Origin of the sequence: Polaromonas sp. C04 (assembly GCF_002002705.1) — a bacterium.
Classification (GTDB): Bacteria; Pseudomonadota; Gammaproteobacteria; order Burkholderiales; family Burkholderiaceae_C; genus Rhodoferax_A.
Genome location: NZ_MUNS01000040.1, coordinates 70,483 through 88,292, shown reverse-complemented (window position 1 = coordinate 88,292; position 17,810 = coordinate 70,483). Strand labels below are relative to the sequence as shown.

The following is a 17,810-nucleotide window of genomic DNA, read 5'->3' as shown; positions in this document are numbered from 1 at the left end:
GGACTCAGGCAGCAACGAGTTCCGCAGCGGAACTCGGGTACAGCTTCGTTGAGTCCAGCGGCTGCGGACGAGAACTACCCGCGGCAACCATTCTCATCATCGCGCGCGGATAGGGGTGGTAATCCTGCGTCGCATAGTGCTGCGTGGCGATGTTGTCCCAGATCGTTAACATGTCAGGCTCCCAGGTGAGCCTCACCTGGTAGTCGGGGCGCTTGGCCATGTTGAACAGGTACTGGAGCAGGGTGGTGCTCACCTCTTCGGGGACGCCGTGAACGAAGTTCGTGAAATGTCGGTGTGCAAAGACCTGCGCCCGCCCGGTCACGGGGTGACGGATCACGATCGGATGGTCGGCGACGCGCTTCGACAACTTCTGCTCGTCCTCCGACGTGCTCTTGCTTGCCATGTAGTTCATCTCGCGCAGCCGCCAGAACAGATCATGACGAGCGACGAATCGCGAGAGCATCTCCTGCATCGGCTCGGGCAGGTCTTCGTAGATCGCGGCGTTACTTGCCCAGAGCGTGTCGCCTCCCAAAGGCGGAATGTCCACTGCGCGCAGGAAGGTGTAGGCAGAGGGAATCGCGTTGTAGGTGTTGTCCGTGTGCCATGTGCCCGTCTCCGCCGGGAGGGGCGCAGCCGGGTCGTAGGTGATGAGCTGGATCTCGGGGTGCTCCGCGGGAGAGCCGAACACCGGATGCGAGCTTTCGAGCTTCCCGAATTCGCAGCCCAATCGCACGAACGCCTCCGGCGTGAGAGGTTGCTTTCGCACAAAGACGACGCCGAAGTCGTTAACGGCCTTTCGCAGCTCCTTGTAGACCTCCTTGTCTTCGACCTCGTTGAAGTTCACCTCGCTGATGTACGCGCCGATCCGGGTTGAGGCCTTCTTGACCTTGAAGTGCTTATAGTCCATGAAAAATCCTTTCTGTCTCTGTTGAAGGAACTACGAACGTGGACACACCGTGTCATGTGTCCGCAAGAGCTTTTCACTACCAACCAGTGGGAGCGCCTGCTTGCTCAAGCAGAAGGCCAGCACCTCGTTGCTCGACCTGCGAATTGCACTTCGATCTGCGAACGCTGCTGTGGTCATGGCTTTCCTAGTGAACAAGTGCAGGCATTTTGCTGGAGCATCTGCACATCGAAGCAATGTCAATGCGGCGCACTGTCATTGGGTGGACAGTTCCCGGGTTTACCGATCAAACTGCTCTCGTAGAAGAGACGTGGCGGGCTTGCCGACGCGGGACATCGCCTCATCCACCGCGTGAGAGGCGACGCCAGCGTCGACGATGGCATGGGGATACCAGTCCCCGTGAGCCAATTGCCCGATTCGGGTTTGGAGCCGCTTACGCTGATTGCCAGCGAAGCACGTAGCGCTCGGCGGCTGCGACGCTCGCTACGAGCGAGGTCGACAGGGCGCCCAGGATCAGCAGCACGGAGAACGTCTCATTGATCGCGAAAGTCTGGGTGTACTGTGCGACGATCACTCCCAGCCCATTTTGCGAAGCGATCATTTTGGCCACGACAACGCCCAAGAGGGAGTAGATGACCGCCAGCTGCAGCCCCGAGAAGATCGATGGAAGCGAGATCGGCAGGACCACCTTGACGAATGTCTGTGTGGTGTTAGCGCACATCATTCGCGACCTCACCAGCAGATCCGGGTCTGCATTCTTGAGGCCCGACCGGGTCGTAATCAGCAGGATGAAGAACACCAGGTTGATTCCCGCGATCGTCTTCGACTCGATGCCGATTCCGAACCAGAGAATGAACAACGGCGCCAGGGCGACCCGTGGGATGCTGTTCAATCCGCTGACGATGGGATTCAGCATGACGTCGACGGTCGGGAACGCGGCGAGGGTGAGGCCTGCAATGATTTCTGCGACGGATCCAGTAGTGTCCGGTTTAAATGAGCCAGCAAGACGGCAAAGCCAATGCTGACGCGAGTTTCAAGCGATTCATGGGTGTCCACGATTTGAATTTCAATTTGAACATTTGGGATGCTTTCAGGTTTACGCAGCCTGGGGTGACGCATAAACGTAGGCAACCCCATGCGTTGCCGCAGGCCGATCCGCTGGACCAACAAGCCCTGACATGGTGCTTTGCCGCCGACTACCTGTCGGATGAAGATCACCCCATCGGGAAACCCGCAGGGTGCGATCGCTTCAGGACGCTGCGGCATGCCGCCGGCTACCGCCGAGATATGCAGACGCCCGCGATCGAGCACCTTCATCGCCGTCTTGAAGCCCTGTCCGGGCTTGCCGCCGATGATGGCGGCCGCCGGGACCTGCACGTTGTCGAGGTGCAGCGGGTGAACCCAGAGCGGCGCCCTGCGGACGCCGCCGGAGCACAGACTCAGAACTAGCGCTCAGGCGCTGTTGCGCCAGAACGTTAGCTGCCGTCGACGCCCCCGCCCCCCGTGCGCAATGAGATCAATCGTGTTGGCGACGCAGCAGCCCCCGCATCGCCAGTAAACCCAGCACAGGTCCCGGCGCCAGCGCCCAAACAACCCGGTCGCCAATGAACGGGAAGGCAGCCATGGCTAAAGCGATCGACGCGAGCGTGACTGCGAAACCGATCGCGTTTTGTATGGCGAGTGCGCTCCCCAGCCATTCCGGCGGACAAGCCTTTCCGGAAAGACTCGAAAACTGAGCCGAATCCGCAATCACGGCGACACCCCACACGCCGAGAACCGCCACCCGCGGGGGAGTCGGAGAGTCGGAAAGCAACGGGTACAGGACACAGCATGCGCCGGACACTCCCAGTGCAACTGCAGCCACTTGCGCGCTGCCGATCGCCTTGGCAGCGTAGCCGGCGGCCACGCTACCAGCGGCGCCGATGGCGATGACTGCGAAGCTCGCCACCGAGACGCCCGATCCGCCATCATGCTGCTGCAGCGCGCCGGCCAGCAGGAAGGGCGCCAGGGTCCAGAACGCATACAACTCCCACATGTGACCAAAGTAGCCAAAGGCGGCAGCTCTGAATGCCGGGATCTTGAACGCGCGCAGAACACTGCCCCGGGCCGGCGGCTGCGGCGCGACGCGAAAACCAATGAACGGTCCGTCCCCGATCAGGTGCACGATGAGTCCGCCAAGGACGGCGAGTCCCGAGGAGACCGCGACCGCATGCTGCCACGGGATACCGGGAGCCCAGGCGCGGATGGCATGCGGCAGGGAGGTGCCAAGCGCCAGCATGCCGACCAACCAGGCGAGTGTGCTGCCCGTGTCGCGACGTGTCCAGCTCATGACCAGCTTCATCCCCAAGGGGTAGATGCCGGCGAGCGAAAGACCGACTATGAAGCGTAGCGCCAGCGCGAGAACAAGGCCGGGTTCGAGCAGCGCGAACGCGGCGTTGGCCAGCGCGCCAAGCAGGCTCGAGAAGGCAAAGATCTGGCTAGCGGCGAACCGGTCCGCCATGCCTGAAAGGGAAATGGCCAGAGTGCCGGCAATGAAACCCATCTGCACTGCGTTCGTCAGCCAGCCGATATCGGCTACCGAGAGGCCCCAGGCGACGCGCAGCTCGGACCCCGCACCATTGGCGCTGAACCACATCGAGGTGCAAAGCAACTCTGCAAAGGCGATGGCGGCGACTGCGAGAGCAGGCATCGCGCCCCCGGCCCGATGCGCGTCCGGCGCGCGGGTTAACATGCGCCGCTCCCGAGTGGTAAGTGCCGAGACTGCCCTCCAACCGGTGCTGCTTCCACTGGCTCGTTACCCGGCGCGAGAACACATCCAAAGCGCTAGCGCCTGCTCGCCGGTTCTGTGTTTGATCGGACCTGCGATCGCCCGGGCAACGCCAGCAAACCGCGGCGCCGCGCCAGGCACAGGATGACCTTTCCAGCTAACAAAGGTGCCGCGTGCAACATTGTGTGGATGGCAAGGCGCCTCAGTCATCGACAGGACCGGGGATACACATGCATCTGTTTCGTCAAAGATTGCACTCCACTCATCGCGGGTGCGTTCCGCGAACCTGGCGGCAAACAGCTTTCGTATCGCTGGCCAGTTCGCACGATCGGCACGGTTCGGAACGGCGTCATTCGTCAGCTGCAGTCCGGCAAGCAGTTGCTCGTAGAACTGTGGCTCCATGGCGCCCACAGCTACATAACGGTCATCCTTGGTGTCATAGACGTCATACCAGGGCGCACCGCCGTCCAGCGCATTCGAGCCTCGGTCGTCACGCCAGTCGCCTGTGGCCAGTTGTCCGTACTGCAGCGTCAACAGGCTGCTCGCCCCATCAATCATTGCGACGTCAACCACATCGCCATGCCCACTCTGCCGTGCCTTGAGAAGTGCAGCCAACAATCCGATCGCAAGGAACGCCCCACCGCCGCCATAGTCACCGACGAGGTTCAGGGGCGGGACCGGGCGCTCACGGCCGATGGCATGCAGAGCCCCGCTCAGCGCGATGTAATTGATGTCATGGCCGGCCCGAGCCGCAAGAGGGCCATTCTGTCCCCAGCCCGTGACCCGGGCGAACACGAGCGCAGGGTTGGCAGCCAAGCAGGTCGCCGGGCTCAGGCCAAGTCGCTCCATGGATCCTGGCCGCATGCCTTCGACGAGGACGTCGGCAGCCGCAACGAGCTTCAGTACCGTCTCAATGCCTTCCTGCGTCTTGAGGTCGAGTTCAATGGACGTGCGGCCTCGCTTCGTGGAATCCTGCATGTCTGAAGCAGTGCCGGGGCGCTCGATGCGGATGATGTCGGCACCCATGTCCGCCAGGAGCATCCCGCACCAGGGCACAGGCCCGATGCCAGCCAGCTCAAGAACGCGAATTCCGGACAGTACGCTCATGGGTGATCTGCTTTCTTTGCACGTTCAGAGATCAGCGCACGTGGTGCTGGGGCCAAAGGGTCTTGACCACGTCCCGCTCGGCTGCAAATGCATAGCACGAATCGATGTGCCGTGACCGTCCGTCAGGCCCCAGCTTCTCCAGTAGGTGCGGCGCCGTCCCTATCAACCCCTGCAGAGCGGTGGTCGCCAGAGGAAGCATGAGCTCAGCCAGGTGCGTGCAGCTGGCGGTCCCTCCCAGCCGCTCTCGCACAGTTCTGGACCATCCCGGGCCGATGCGCGCGCCAACCAGAACGGAGAGCGAAGCAGTCGCTTCCTGGCACAAACGAAACGGCGTCACGTCGGACGCGGCAACCACTTCCCGGACCAGACAGGTTTCGTCCATGACAATGCGAAGCCACATTTCATGGAGCGGCGCACCTGGAGCCAGTGGCTCACCAATCAGGCGCCGAAACATGATCGGCTTGGTGTCCACCAGATGGGCTTCCGCGTCGAAAAGCCCGTCGGAACGCCGCCAGAACTTCATCGTAAGCTGGCGCTGGTGGAGCTCGTCGCGGTGGGTAGGCGCAGGAAGGGGCATGATGTTTGCAGGATCGAATGGATTTCCGGGACAGTAGCGGCTACTCCGCTTCGCCGAGCCAGCACGTGAAACTTGGCGGGTCCTCGCGCCTGGCCTGAAACGTATTCACCCGCGCGGCCTCGTCAGCAAAACCAAGCGCCATGCCGCAAACAAGCGTCTCGGCTGGAGTAGCGCCCAAGTGCCGAAGAACGATTCCCGAAAATTCGGTCCATGCCGCCTGCGGGCAAGTGTTCAGACCGCGGGCCCGGGCCGCGAGCATGATGTTCTGCATGAACATCCCGTAATCGATGAGAGACCCTCGACGCAAATTGCGATCCATCGTGAAAATCAACCCAACCGGTGCGTCGAAGAATTGGTAGTTGCGGCGATGCTGGAGATGCATCGCCTCCTTATCGCCCTTGGTGATCCCGAGCACCCCATAAAGGCCCCAGCCGTTTTCCCTCCTGCGCTCAAGATACGGCGATTGCCAGGTGCGCGGATAGTAGTCGTGCTCCTCGTGGGACCCGGAAGGTACTGCTTGGTTGAATCGCACGCTGTCGAACGCCTCGCATACTTCACCGGTGAGCGACGCAAGATGCGATCCCTGCAGCACATAGACCTTCCACGGCTGCGTGTTCGTCCCTGAAGGGGCATATCTCGCAACGTGAAGAATCTCGTCGATCAATCGGCGCGGCACGGGCGTGTCGCGAAGAAACGCACGACAGGAAAAGCGGCTCTCCATGGCCGAGTCGACGCTCGCGCTGTCCCGAACAATCGCTTGGCTTCGCAAAGCACTCATTGGTGCGCTACCTTGGAAGCAGAGGAGCGAATTTTGGAAACGGCTTGACGCCGCATCTCCGCACCTTCGGGGTCTGTCATGCAAACGAGCATGTCTTCCATGTCACCTATCGACGAACTCTTGGCCAGCGCAAAACTGTGGGCGTTCACGGAACGCTTGATGAGTTGAGGCGCGAGCATGGGTAGCCGGCTGATCTCGCGGGCGATGTCTAGGGCTGCATCCAGGGCCTGACCTTTCGCAGACACCTCCTCGGCGATGTTCCATTGCGCCAGTTCCGCCGCTCCGTGCCTGCGACACAGGATGGACATCCACTTCGCACGGGCAGGACCTGCGAGCGCGGCGAGCCGGGGAAGCGTCCCCCAACCGTAGTTGAGTCCGATCTTCACCTCCGGGATCATGGCCCAGGCATCTTCGGCGAAGACGCGCCAGTCGCATGCCAAGGCGAGAGTGAAACCTCCGCCGACAGCTCCACCCTCGACAGCGGCAATCGTGGGCATCGGCAGGTTCTCCCAAAGATCGATCATTCGCTTGCCCTTCTGCAGCATCCGGCGGACCTTGTTGACATCGGGCTCGCATTCGATGGAATCGAACAAGCTGACGTCTGCCCCGGCGGAAAACACGCGCAGGCCGCCGGTGATGATGACTGCCTTGACGCGCGTGTCGTCCTGGAGTTCAAGACAGACTGCGGTCAAGCCATCGATCAGTCCGTCGTCATATGCATTCAGTTTGGCTTGCCGCTCCATTGTCAGGATAGCGATCGCCGGGTCAGCCTTTTCAATGCGCACGCATGACATGTGATTCTCCAGGTATTGTTGATGATTTGGGCACGGAGACTTCCGCGCTTCCTTGGGGTCCCAGCACCGGGGCTAACTGGTTGCCACGGTTAATGACGACTTCAGCGATACCTTGTCCACCTTTCCGATCGGAAGCATCGGCAGGTCTGAGCGAAGCTCCAAGAACTTGGGTATCTTGTAGTCCGCAAGGTGTTCCTTGCACCATGTCTTGAGATCCGCAGGAGTCACCTGGAATTCCATTTTTGGAACGACGAATGCGGCGCCGACCTCGCCAAAGACCTGGTGCGCACACCCCACGACGGCAGCGATGGAAACGGCCGGGTGGGCTTCCAGCACGAGTTCGACTTCCCGCGGGTAGACGTTGTATCCGCCCGACTTGAACATCTCGCTGAGCCGTCCGACGAAGCGCAGGTGCCCCTCCTCCATCACTAGCGCGAGGTCTCCCGTCTTGAACCAGCCGTCGTCGGTAAAGGCGCGCCCGGTCTGCTCCGGCCGGTTGAAGTATTCGGTCATCCCGAAGTCTCGCCGCACGTGCATCTCGCCGACCTGCCCCGGCCCGCAGATCGCGCCCGTCGGTGAGACCACACGTACTTCGCCCTCCGGCGTTGGCTTGCCGATCGTGTTCGCGAGGACCTCGTCGGGAAGGCCGGGTCCGCCATAGGTGACGGACCCGCAAGTCTCCGACATTCCATATGACGTGATGATTTGTCCGCCCCAGGACCGGACGTGCGCCAGCAGCGACTCGGAAATGGGAGCGCCGGAGAAGAAGTGCCACTTGATCGATTTGAGCTTCTCGGGACGAAACGACGGTTCGGCCAGCAGCATCTGGTACATAGCGGGAAAGATCTGGAGTACGTTGATCCGGGCTTGCTCGATCAGATCCGGGAGGGCACGCACGTCGAAGCCGTCCCGGAAATTGACAGTGCCACCTGCGACCAGCGCATACGACGTGACCCAGTGAACGCCGCCGACGTGATTCATCGGGTACGCGTTGAGCACACGCGGATAGTCGTCCATTGGGAGTTGAGAGATCTGCGTCTGCGTGCGCCGGATCATCGCCTTGTTCGGGATCAGCACCCCCTTTGGATGGCCAGACGATCCAGAGGTATAGACGAGCATGGCGATGTCGTCGGAACGGCCGCGATCAGCCAGCAGCAGATCGAGCGCCGCGTCCCCGGTTTCGGCCGCCGTCTTCAATACGCCGGAAACCGATGGAGCCAACGTGTCGTCAGCGTCAATACAATAGGACCGACGGATGGTGCCACAGTGCTGCAACAGGCCTTGCACTTCCTCATGATACGTTCGCTCGCGACACCTCGACACGAAGAAAAGGAACTGCGCGCCAGAATCGTCCACGACGTATTGCATCTCCCTAAACTTGTACTTCGTGTTTAGTCCCAGCCATTTGGCCCGGACGGCGTTGACAGCGAGGAACAATACCAAGCCGTCGCAGCTGGGGCCCACTAGAGCCGCCACGCAGTCTCCAGGCCGCACGCCCTGCTCGATCAGGAAGTGCGCCGTGGCGCGCACGCGCTGCGCTAAAGAAGCATGGGTGAGGCGGTTGTTCTCGTCTGTCGCTGCAAGCCGATCAGGGAACTCGACGGCGTTAAAGAAGCAGAACTCGGCGAGGCTCAGAGGTTGACTCTCAAGGCGCAAGGACGATCTCATTGGATTTACCGGAAAGATGTTAATTAGAGATGGGGCGACGGGTTCGGAATGCCGGGCGAGAGGGCGGACTGCGATCATCGCGGCCCGCCCAGCTTCACAGCGCGAACGCTTAGAGCTTGCAGCCGGTCTCTGCTACCGAGAATCCGATTTCGTCCCATGACAGGGCGCGGGTCACTTTCCAGCCCACTTTGGCGCCATACTTTGGCGCGTCCAGCTTCACGGATTCCGCGCGGTACATGCCCAGCATGCCCTGATGATCTTCCTTTCTCATTGTGAGGTCCCCGAAGATCGTCTTCGCCGAGGTGGACTCGAAGCTCGCTACGAGATCCGCCGGGGCGAGTGACTTCGCCTTCTCGAGCGCGGCGAGCAGCCATTGAGTTCCAGCATAGGCCTGCATAGCAGTTTGTCCTGGCGCCATCTTGTAAGCATCAAAGTAGGCCTTGTTGAATCTCGCGATGTCGGCGTTCTTGTCTTCGAGCATCCAGCTTCCAAGTAACGCGGCGGAAATGATGCCCTGGCCGCTGTCGCCGATCGACTGCAGCATCGAATCCGGCATCCCGACCGGCGTGAGGATCACCTGCTTCAAACCGGAATCCCGCGCCTGCCGCACGAAGGCGGGCAATTCATCCCCCGTGGCCAGGGCGAGGTAGATGCCATCCGCATTGCTGGCTTGGATCTGAGCCACGGTACTTGCCCAGTCAGCGCTGCCTGGCGCACGCCCGGCTTCTCCCGCGATCTTCACGCCCGGCAACGATGCAAACTGCGCCTTGTTGTCCCGGCCCCAGAGAATGTCGTGATATACGACGAACCACTTCTTGGCGATCAGGTCTGGCCGATCCTTCATCAGCAGCGCCATGCCCTTGGTCGCCATGCCGTCGTACGGCGCCGTGCGGAAGAGCATCTTGTTGCACTGCGCTCCAGTGATTTGATTGACTTGTGCAAACAGCGTCACCATTGGAACCTTCAGACGCGCAGCCTGGCCGGCAATCGACAGCGTGTCCGAGCTCGCTGTCATACCGGTCAGCACCTTGGCATGGTCCTGAAACACGAGCTTCTGCGCTTTTTGCAGCGCGATGTCGGCCTTGGTCTGCGTGTCCTCGAAGACTAGTTTGACGTCCATCCCTCGCACTTTCGGGTGATGCCTGACGGCAAGCTCCACACCATTGCGTTGATCAATCCCCAATGAGCTCAGATAGCCCGTCATCGGCAGGGGCACGCCGATCACAAGATCCTCGGCTGCTGCGGGGCCCACGAACGCCAACGCGCCCGTCAGCGCCATTGCGGCCGACACCGAAGCCATCGACCAAGCGGTACTCAGTTTTCTCATGTTGTCTCCTAGTTAAATGTATTGACTCGTTGCGTGATGAAAATTGTCCACAGCTAATCGGCATGACTACGCGGCCGGTGAGCCTTCAGTCGACGCCGATGGTGAGCAACGCCTGGATCTTCTGGACGTTGCTCCGCGCTTCATCGCCTTGCATCGAGAGGACGATGGAGCCGTTCTCCATGACGTGGAAGGTATCGCCCACGCTGAGCGCCAGCGGCAAGCTTTGTTCGACCAGCAAAATGCCAATCCCTTGCTTGCGGGCATCCAGGATGGAAGCGCGAATGGCTTCGACGTATGAGGGTGCCAGGCCTTCGGTGGGTTCATCGAGAAGGATGAACTTCGGGTTCGCAACCATGGCGCGCGCGACGACGAGCATTTGCTGCTCACCCCCGCTGAGCGTCCCCGCTTTCTGGGTCATCCGCTCACCGAGTTTCGGAAATTGCCTCACCATCTGATCGATCGTGATCGGCTCCTGGTTTTCGGCCATGCTCCTGCACGAAACGGCAACTTCCAGGTTTTCGCGCACAGTCAGACCCGCGAAGACCTTGCGATCTTCCGGCACAAGCGTGACGCCCTGGCGCCCCCTCTTGTGCGTCGGCCCCGAAAGAGCGGATCCACCCAGCCTGATCTCGCCTTCGATTCGATCGACAAGTCCCATGATGGAGCGCAGGGTTGTCGTCTTGCCCATGCCGTTCAGGCCGAGAAGGCACGTCACCTTGCCTGGTTGAACTGACACCGACACGCCGTGGAGGATCTGGCTCATGCCGTAGTAGGCGGACACGTTCAGGAGGTCCAACGTCATGCTGCAATCTCCCCGGAGAGGTACGCCCGCTTCACGATGGGGCTCTTCTGGATCGCCAACGGCTCGTCCTCCGCGATGACAGCGCCGTTCTGCATGACGGTGATCGTGTCGGACAAGCGCATCACGATGTCCACGTCGTGTTCCACCAGAACGACGGTCAGCTGGTGCTCGTCCCGCAGGGACCTTATGACACTGGCGATTCGTTCCCGGTCTCCGCGCGACATGCCGGCCAGCGGTTCGTCCATGAGCAGGAACTTGGGAGAGAGCGCCAATCCGATCGCAATATCCAGGGCATGCTGGCTGCCGTGTGAAAGCTGTCCGGCAGTCGTGTGCGCTTGGCTCGCCAGCCCCACGGCCCCCAGCACGCGCAGGGTTTCCGATTCGATCAGCTGCCTCGCATCGCCATCGACACGCATCGACGTATTGAGCTTCATGCGCGAGCGCAATGCGAGGGCGACGTTCTGCGCCACCGTCACCGAAGGAAAGATGCTGGTACGCTGGAAGGTACGAGCGAGGCCCTTGTAGACCAACTCATCGGGTCTACGCCCGGTGACATCGACACCCATCAGATGGACGCTACCTGAGGTGGGCGGCAAGGCGCCGGTGACGACGTTGAACAGGGTTGTCTTGCCGGCGCCGTTCGGTCCGAGGATCGAATGGATCGTGCCTGGCCGCACGGTGATAGAGACGTCGCTGACGGCGCGGAGTCCGCCGAACGACTTCGAGAGGTTCCTGACTTCGAGAGTCATTGCGCAGCCCTCCCCGTGAGGCGTTGCGTCGCGCGGCGGTAGAGGCCGTAAATTCCCTTGGGCGCGAACAGGACCAGAAAGATCATGAGCAGCCCGAAATAGATCAGCCATTCGCCGGACAGGCTGCTGATGTACTGGTGCGCCACCGTGAAGACGGCCGCCCCCAACACCGGTCCGATGAAGGTGCCCACCCCTCCCAAGATCACGTACATCATCACCTTCCCGGACTCTGCCCAGTGCAGGGCATCGGCGCTGACGCTGCCATTAAAGAATGCGAACAGCGCTCCCGCAGTGCCCGCCATTGCCGCGGAAATGATGTACGAGAGCAGCTTGAGCGAATTCACGTCCATGCCGACAAAGCGCGCGCGCTCCTGGTTCTCACGGATCGCCGCCCAGGCCTGACCGAGCGGGGTACGGCGGCACAGCAGCGCCCCGAAGGTCGCCACGATCACGATCGCGTACAGAACCCAGTACCAAGTGCGGAAATCATCGATCGCCGAACCGAAGAAGGTCGGCGCCGGGATCCCTTGAAGACCGTCCTCGCCGCCGGTCACCGAAGGCGCAATGAACACCGCGGTGTACATGATCTGGCCGAGTGCCAGGGTGAGGATGGCGAAGGCCTTGCCGATCTGCTGCACCAGCACGGCGCCTACGGCGGCAGCGAGCACCGCCACGGTGACCGTCGCCAGTGCAACGACGACGAAGATGTCTGGCGTCCACGCCTTCGCCGTTATGCCCGCCACATAGGCGCCAAGCCCATACCATCCGGCATGACCGAAGGAAATCATTCCTGTCGTGCCGAGCAGCATGTCCAGGCTCAGGCCTAGCAGTCCCGCGATTAGTGCGTGCGAAGCCAGTATCAGGATGAAAGACGTTGGTTCGACCAAGAAGGGGAGTGCAGCACCGCCCACGATCAGCAGCCAGGCGAAAGACTGTCGCAGTGGGACTCGAATTTTACCGAATAGGTTTTTGCCGCGAGGCGCGGCGAGCGTCGTGTCAGTCATTCCACTCTTCCTTCATTGAAAAAGCCGCGCGGCCACTTGACCAACATGACCATGACCACGACCAAAAGCAGGATCATGGCCAGCTGACCACCAAGATAGACTTCTCCCGCGATGAGCGTCAGGCCGACCACATATGCTGCTACGATCGCGCCGCGAAAACTGCCGAGGCCGCCGATGATCACGGTGAGGAATCCGAGAATGAGCAGTTTGTCGCCCACAGTCGCTTGCACGGTGACGATTGGGGCTGCAGCGACGCCCGCCACGGCAGCTAAGGCCGCGCCCACTCCGACGACAGAGTGCATCAGCGTTTCGCGATTGATCCCGAGACACGCCGCCATCTCTGGTTGATCGTTGGCCGCCCTGACACGGAGTCCCCACGTCGTCTTCCCAAGGCACACCATGAGCGCCAACATAAGCGCGGCGGCGAAACCAGCGAGGAAGAGGCGGTAAGTAGGCAGACCGACTCCGCCGATCGATGTGGATCCGGCCAGCGCGGGCGGCACTGGGAAAAGTTGAACTGAGCGCCCGCCAGCCGCATAAAGAACACCCGTCAACGCGAGCGCGATGCCGAATGTCAGCAGCAGCCCGTCGAGCATGGGACGGTCCCGTAGCCGGGCGAGCACCGCCCAATCGAGCAGCGCACCGCCGACGGCTACCAGCAACGGCGTGGCGATCAGGCAGACCCAGAATGGTTGCCCTGCAGTGGACATCGCCATCCCGACGAAGGCGCCGACGCTGAAGAACGCACCATGCGCGAAGTTCACCACGCGCCCCACACCGTAGATCAGTGTCAGGCCAAGACTGAAGAGCATCAGGACTGATCCGAAAACCAATCCATTTAGGAGAACGGAGAGAAGAAGCATAAGGTGGACCTCTCGTGCGGTGATTGGGCTTGGTGGTCCTACGGATGGCGCCGCTCGAAGCCGGCCGACACTCCGGTGGAGTGAATTTCGTTGGTCAACTGTCTCGATGCGATCTGTGCACCAGTCCTCAGCACGGCAACGACTTTGTCGACCTGGCGATCATTCCGACGACCCCTCGGGGCGACAATCCCAATACTGAACAACCCCAGCATCGGCCCGGCGGGTACCGGACACGCGATGCTGTAGACACCCTCGTCGATCTGACCGTCGCACACGGCGTAGCCCTCGCGCACAACCTTGCGCAGCACCTTCTTGTATGCGTCGATCGAGCCATCCGCGAACGGCAGCTTGCCGCGGCGGTGCATGTCCTCCACGACAGATTCGTCAACGAATGCCATGATGGCTTTGCTGGATGAGCAGGTATCGAGGGGCCGGGGGCCGACGCCCGGATAGACATAGGCGCGTCCCGGGTCCGCGGGCATCACGGTCGCCGTCAGCTCAACGGTGTCGTTGTGGAAGCGAGCGAAGAACGCCGTCTCTTCCAGCTCCTTGACCAGGAACTCGAGCGCGGGCCGGAATGCGTTCGTACTCCAGTCCGCCGTGATGGCATACCGAAGCAATTCCGTGAACGTCGGTCCCAGCCGATATGTACCCGACGCGTCGCACGTGAGATAGCCGACCTCGCATAACGCTGCGGCGATACGATGCGCTGAACTTCGCGGCAACTCCGTGTCGCGCACGAGCTCATTGAGTCCGAGGCCCTTCGAATGCTTGGAGACGGCCGCAAGGACTTGGTGGTAGCGCGCAAGAGGGCCGGGTACAGTCATGTTCATTTTCTGAGATGTGTTCCCGGATATTAGAGAATCAGCCCGAGCGCGGGAACTAGGGGAATCCCTATATTTTGGGATATTCATCCCAATATTTGGTTACTCGAAGTGTGGGCAGGTGTGACCTTGCCCCCGAAAAACGTATCCCTTGCTGAGTGTTTCAATGCAAGCAAGGAGAGTCGAAATGACGAAGATGGCAAGAGCGCGCTACACGCTCGAATTCAAGCAGGAGGCGGTGCGGCTGGTCGAAGGGGGCCAGAGCATCGCGGCGGCAGCGCGCACCTTGGGCGTGGTCGAGCAGACCTTGTTCAACTGGGTCAAGGCGCAGCGCCAGGGCAAGCTCACCGGTGCTGACAGCAAGGCGGTGAGTGCCGAACAGATGGAGATCAGCCGACTGCGTGCCGAGCTGGCGCGCGTGAAGATGGAGCGCGATATCCTGGAAAAAGCGACGGCGTACTTCGCGAAAGTGCAGCGGTGAAGTACGCCTTTGTCCAACGCCACCGACGCGTGTGGCCGATCTCGGTGCAATGCCGGGTGCTGCGAATCAGTTTGACGGGGTATCACGAGCACTTCGTGCGCAAAGCCAGCGGCGCGCAGCGCCGCCATCTGAGCGACGATGCCTTGCTGGTGCACATCAAGGCAATCTACGCCGAGACCCGTGGCGGCTACGGCTGACAGTGCCTCTATCAGCTTGGCGTCATTCATGACGACCATTGTGCCAATGGCACAGCACCGCCAGGCCGCCCGGCGCCGGGCCTGGAGCCATGTGATTCCCTTCTTCGCCTTCCCGCCGCAAATCCGCCGGGTGATCTACACCACCAACGCCTTCGAGAGGTCAATGCATCGCTGGCTTCGCTCGGGTTGAGGCGCCCGAAGAATCGGGCGATCCTAATGAACAGCCACAGATGGCTAACCGTCTCGCGTGGGAAGCCGGATTGGGTGCCGCCAACCAAGTCCACAGCGAGGGCGTCATCCTGACGACGCACGTTTTGGGTGAGCCGCCCCGGGGCGACGGCTTATGTCTGCAAGCGATCGCCCCGGTCAACCGGGCATGATTTGAAAAGCTGACATGTAAAGAGTAATTACAGGACATGTCTTACATGTATACTGGCTATCTGATGCGCGGCATTTCTCCCAAACTACAGAAAGATTCCAATGAAAACCACTCCCATTACGAAGGCGGATCTCGAACGTTCCGTAATTGCGGTTCCGCCCCTGGCACGCCATGGCGATTTGAGCCTGAATAAAGAAGCCAACCGCTTGTTGATCCGCCATCTGGAGGGCGGTGGTGTTCGGAGCCTGATGTACGGTGGCAACGCAAATTTTTATCACCTTCCGCTCAGTGAATACGCAGACATAGTGGATTTCCTGGCCGATGCTGCGGGCCATGACACATGGGTCCTGCCTTCGGTTGGACCAGACTACGGCAGGATGATGGATCAGGCACGAATTCTCAAAACCCGATCGTTTCCGACAGCAATGCTGTTGCCAATCACTTTCCCGAAAACCGAAGAAGGCCTGCTCGCTGGCATTCGTCGCTTTACTGATGCGCTCGGCAAACCGGCGGTCATGTACATCAAATCAGACAATTACATCAAAGCTGAACATCTTGGCGAACTCCGAGCGGAAGGTCGAATCGCTTCAGTGAAATACGCGGTCGTACGCGAAAATCCGGCTGTTGATCCGTATCTGGAAGCCTTGATCAAGTACGTTGGGGCAGACATTATCGTCAGCGGTATCGGCGAGCGACCGGTTATCGTCCACTGGCGAGATTTCGGTATCACCGGTTTTACTTCCGGCTCCATTTGCGTTGCCCCCCTTGGCTCGATGGAGCTGTTGAGCCTTCTCAAGCAAGGACGCTACGCCGATGCCGAAGCCCTGCGGGCACGGTATATCCCACTGGAAGATTGCAGGGACGAAATCAATCCGATCCGCGTGTTGCACGACGCAGTCACGTTGTCGGGCATAGCGCCTATGGGCCCGATGCTGCCATTCGTCACTGGCCTGAACAACGTCGAGCGTCAACGGGTTGAGCCCGTGGCCAGGAAGCTTCTGGCTTGCGACCTCGAACTCGCCGAGAAATTGGCAGCCTGACCCTGACTTCACATCCCAAACAGGAATAGGGAGGCGGCATGTCTCCCCATATGAACACCCAGATGAAGAACAATCTTATCAACGGCGAATGGCTCTCCGGCAGCGACATCTCGCTCAATATCAATCCATCGGATACCAGCGACGTCATTGGGGAATACTCTTTCGCCAGTGCCGATCAGGCGCGCACTGCGATCGACGCAGCAGCGGTGGCGTTTCCCGCATGGTCCTTGTCAACTCCGCAGCAACGTGCCGACATCCTCGACAGGGTAGGTACGGAAATCTTGGCGCGCAAGCTCGAATTAGGTGATCTGTTGGCGCGCGAGGAAGGGAAGATCCTGCCGGAAGCGGTTGGTGAGGTGGCGCGAGCCGGGCAAATATTCAAGTTCTTCGCCGGGGAGGCTCTGCGAGTGTCGGGTGAAAAGTTAGCATCTATCAGGCCGGGCGTCGACATTGATATTACGCGGGAACCGCTGGGGGTGATCGGCATTATTACGCCGTGGAACTTTCCGATAGCCATCCCGGCTTGGAAGATTGCCCCAGCCCTGGCGTACGGCAACGCAGTCGTGTTCAAGCCGGCAGAACTCGTTCCCGGAACTGCGTGGGCGCTCGCGGAGATCCTGAGCCGAAGCGGGCTTCCGGATGGCGTCTTCAGCCTGGTTATGGGACGCGGCCCTGAAGTAGGGCAGACATTCCTGGAAGACCCGCGAGTCAATGGCATCAGTTTTACCGGTTCGGTCAATACTGGCCGTCGGGTCGCGTCTGCAGCGGCGGGCCGGATGGCAAAGATGCAGCTTGAAATGGGGGGAAAGAACCCTCTAGTCGTGCTCGACGACGCGGACCTGCAGACGGCAGTGAATTGTGCGGTGCAAAGCGCATTTTTCTCGACTGGTCAGCGATGCACAGCAGCATCGAGGCTCATCGTGACGGACGGTATACATGATCGATTCGTCGCGGCAATGGCAGAAGCCGTCGGTGGTTTAAAAGTCGGTGACGCTCGTGGTGATGACATCGATATTGGGCCGGTCGTCGATGCGAATCAATTGAAGCAAGACCTGTTTTATATCGCGAGCGCTCAACAAGACGGTTGCGTACTGGCTGCTGGAGGCCGGCAGCCGAAGCAGCACAAGCACGGGTTCTATCTGGAGCCGGCTTTGCTGACTGGATCCACCAACGACATGAAAATAAGTCGCGAAGAGGTTTTTGGCCCAGTGGCCAATGTGATTCGTGCCCATGACTACGACGAAGCGTTGGCGCTGGCCAACGATACGGAGTTCGGGCTCTGCGCCGGTGTTTGCACGACGTCGCTCAAGTTCGCCACTCACTTCAAGCGTCACGCCCAAGCGGGCATGGTCATGGTCAATGTTCCCACTGCAGGGGTTGATTATCACGTGCCCTTTGGGGGGCGTAAAGGCTCGAGCTACGGATCGCGTGAACAGGGCCGCTATGCAGCGGAGTTTTATACAACAGTGAAAACAACTTATACGAGCGCCGAATAGAGCAGGCGGTTGAGGCGAAGTCTTATCCGTCTTGCATCAGGAATTGCCACCCC

General features: G+C 60.5%; 16 protein-coding genes and 3 pseudogenes. 4 read left to right on the top strand and 15 right to left on the bottom strand.

The genetic code is table 11. The annotated features are described in order from the left end of the window. Positions 1–4 precede the first annotated feature (4 nt). From B0E49_RS16350 to B0E49_RS16280, 15 genes and pseudogenes are all read right to left on the bottom strand, one after another. Positions 5–907, bottom strand: coding sequence for a TauD/TfdA dioxygenase family protein (locus tag B0E49_RS16350; protein ID WP_077563375.1), 903 nt, complete (start codon positions 905–907; stop codon positions 5–7). 430 nt (positions 908–1,337) lie between these two features. Beyond that, on the bottom strand, positions 1,338–1,862 hold the full coding sequence (locus B0E49_RS16345) for an ABC transporter permease (RefSeq protein WP_286138073.1): 525 nt from the start codon (positions 1,860–1,862) through the stop codon (positions 1,338–1,340). Positions 1,863–2,158: 296 nt separating this feature from the next. Continuing rightward, positions 2,159–2,290: pseudogene (locus tag B0E49_RS20340) on the bottom strand (acyl-CoA dehydrogenase family protein); the annotation flags it as partial. Between the two features lie 130 nt (positions 2,291–2,420). Beyond that, positions 2,421–3,635 (bottom strand): MFS transporter, encoded by a 1,215-nt coding sequence (locus tag B0E49_RS16335; protein WP_286138070.1) that lies wholly within the window; start codon positions 3,633–3,635, stop codon positions 2,421–2,423. Between the two features lie 63 nt (positions 3,636–3,698). Further along, on the bottom strand, positions 3,699–4,778 hold the full coding sequence (locus tag B0E49_RS16330) for a CaiB/BaiF CoA transferase family protein (RefSeq protein ID WP_077563369.1): 1,080 nt from the start codon (positions 4,776–4,778) through the stop codon (positions 3,699–3,701). Positions 4,779–4,809: 31 nt separating this feature from the next. Next, entirely contained in the window at positions 4,810–5,355 is a 546-nt protein-coding gene (locus B0E49_RS16325; RefSeq protein ID WP_077563368.1) for a DUF2889 domain-containing protein, read from the bottom strand. 40 nt (positions 5,356–5,395) lie between these two features. After that, entirely contained in the window at positions 5,396–6,133 is a 738-nt protein-coding gene (locus B0E49_RS16320) for a nitroreductase (RefSeq protein ID WP_077563366.1), read from the bottom strand. Continuing rightward, positions 6,130–6,927, bottom strand: coding sequence for an enoyl-CoA hydratase/isomerase family protein (locus tag B0E49_RS16315; RefSeq protein ID WP_077563364.1), 798 nt, complete (start codon positions 6,925–6,927; stop codon positions 6,130–6,132). Before B0E49_RS16315 ends, B0E49_RS16320 begins: the two co-directional genes overlap by 4 nt. A 72-nt stretch (positions 6,928–6,999) precedes the next feature. After that, on the bottom strand, positions 7,000–8,583 hold the full coding sequence (locus B0E49_RS16310; protein ID WP_168175074.1) for a class I adenylate-forming enzyme family protein: 1,584 nt from the start codon (positions 8,581–8,583) through the stop codon (positions 7,000–7,002). Positions 8,584–8,704: 121 nt separating this feature from the next. Further along, positions 8,705–9,922: an ABC transporter substrate-binding protein gene (locus tag B0E49_RS16305; protein WP_077563360.1), complete on the bottom strand. Its 1,218-nt coding sequence runs from the start codon at positions 9,920–9,922 to the stop codon at positions 8,705–8,707. Positions 9,923–10,007: 85 nt separating this feature from the next. Continuing rightward, entirely contained in the window at positions 10,008–10,724 is a 717-nt protein-coding gene (locus B0E49_RS16300; protein WP_077563359.1) for an ABC transporter ATP-binding protein, read from the bottom strand. Further along, positions 10,721–11,473 carry an ABC transporter ATP-binding protein gene (locus B0E49_RS16295; RefSeq protein WP_077563358.1) on the bottom strand — a complete coding sequence of 251 codons (753 nt, stop codon included), beginning with the start codon at positions 11,471–11,473 and terminating at the stop codon, positions 10,721–10,723. The genes B0E49_RS16300 and B0E49_RS16295 overlap by 4 nt, the downstream gene beginning before the upstream one ends. Then, positions 11,470–12,477, bottom strand: coding sequence for a branched-chain amino acid ABC transporter permease (locus B0E49_RS16290; RefSeq protein WP_077563356.1), 1,008 nt, complete (start codon positions 12,475–12,477; stop codon positions 11,470–11,472). The genes B0E49_RS16295 and B0E49_RS16290 overlap by 4 nt, the downstream gene beginning before the upstream one ends. Further along, entirely contained in the window at positions 12,474–13,340 is an 867-nt protein-coding gene (locus tag B0E49_RS16285; protein ID WP_077563354.1) for a branched-chain amino acid ABC transporter permease, read from the bottom strand. The genes B0E49_RS16290 and B0E49_RS16285 overlap by 4 nt, the downstream gene beginning before the upstream one ends. A gap of 38 nt (positions 13,341–13,378) precedes the next feature. Further along, positions 13,379–14,167, bottom strand: a complete 789-nt coding sequence (locus B0E49_RS16280) for an IclR family transcriptional regulator (protein ID WP_168175073.1) — start codon at positions 14,165–14,167, stop codon at positions 13,379–13,381. Between the two features lie 184 nt (positions 14,168–14,351). Between B0E49_RS16280 and B0E49_RS20945 the strand changes: the two are divergent. The 4 genes and pseudogenes from B0E49_RS20945 to B0E49_RS16265 all read left to right on the top strand — a co-directional run. Continuing rightward, positions 14,352–14,839, top strand: a pseudogene (locus B0E49_RS20945) (transposase); the annotation flags it as partial. Then, a pseudogene (locus B0E49_RS21060) lies at positions 14,784–14,999 on the top strand (transposase); the annotation flags it as partial. The pseudogenes B0E49_RS20945 and B0E49_RS21060, both read left to right, overlap by 56 nt. A 323-nt stretch (positions 15,000–15,322) precedes the next feature. Next, positions 15,323–16,261, top strand: coding sequence for a dihydrodipicolinate synthase family protein (locus B0E49_RS16270; protein WP_077563351.1), 939 nt, complete (start codon positions 15,323–15,325; stop codon positions 16,259–16,261). Positions 16,262–16,323: 62 nt separating this feature from the next. Further along, a complete protein-coding gene (locus tag B0E49_RS16265; RefSeq protein ID WP_077563405.1) occupies positions 16,324–17,757 on the top strand; it encodes an aldehyde dehydrogenase family protein in 1,434 nt (477 codons plus the stop codon). The last annotated feature ends 53 nt before the right edge of the window (positions 17,758–17,810 follow it).

What these genes read in the sequence shown, in the direction of transcription:
- B0E49_RS16350 (WP_077563375.1), bottom strand. Translation starts at nt 907, where the DNA reads ATGGACTATAAGCACTTCAAGGTCAAGAAGGCCTCAACCCGGATCGGC.
- B0E49_RS16335 (WP_286138070.1), bottom strand. Translation starts at nt 3,635, where the DNA reads ATGTTAACCCGCGCGCCGGACGCGCATCGGGCCGGGGGCGCGATGCCT.
- B0E49_RS16330 (WP_077563369.1), bottom strand. Translation starts at nt 4,778, where the DNA reads ATGAGCGTACTGTCCGGAATTCGCGTTCTTGAGCTGGCTGGCATCGGG.
- B0E49_RS16325 (WP_077563368.1), bottom strand. Translation starts at nt 5,355, where the DNA reads ATGCCCCTTCCTGCGCCTACCCACCGCGACGAGCTCCACCAGCGCCAG.
- B0E49_RS16320 (WP_077563366.1), bottom strand. Translation starts at nt 6,133, where the DNA reads ATGAGTGCTTTGCGAAGCCAAGCGATTGTTCGGGACAGCGCGAGCGTC.
- B0E49_RS16315 (WP_077563364.1), bottom strand. Translation starts at nt 6,927, where the DNA reads ATGTCATGCGTGCGCATTGAAAAGGCTGACCCGGCGATCGCTATCCTG.
- B0E49_RS16305 (WP_077563360.1), bottom strand. Translation starts at nt 9,922, where the DNA reads ATGAGAAAACTGAGTACCGCTTGGTCGATGGCTTCGGTGTCGGCCGCA.
- B0E49_RS16300 (WP_077563359.1), bottom strand. Translation starts at nt 10,724, where the DNA reads ATGACGTTGGACCTCCTGAACGTGTCCGCCTACTACGGCATGAGCCAG.
- B0E49_RS16295 (WP_077563358.1), bottom strand. Translation starts at nt 11,473, where the DNA reads ATGACTCTCGAAGTCAGGAACCTCTCGAAGTCGTTCGGCGGACTCCGC.
- B0E49_RS16290 (WP_077563356.1), bottom strand. Translation starts at nt 12,477, where the DNA reads ATGACTGACACGACGCTCGCCGCGCCTCGCGGCAAAAACCTATTCGGT.
- B0E49_RS16285 (WP_077563354.1), bottom strand. Translation starts at nt 13,340, where the DNA reads ATGCTTCTTCTCTCCGTTCTCCTAAATGGATTGGTTTTCGGATCAGTC.
- B0E49_RS16280 (WP_168175073.1), bottom strand. Translation starts at nt 14,167, where the DNA reads ATGACTGTACCCGGCCCTCTTGCGCGCTACCACCAAGTCCTTGCGGCC.
- B0E49_RS16270 (WP_077563351.1), top strand. Translation starts at nt 15,323, where the DNA reads ATGAAAACCACTCCCATTACGAAGGCGGATCTCGAACGTTCCGTAATT.
- B0E49_RS16265 (WP_077563405.1), top strand. Translation starts at nt 16,324, where the DNA reads ATGAAGAACAATCTTATCAACGGCGAATGGCTCTCCGGCAGCGACATC.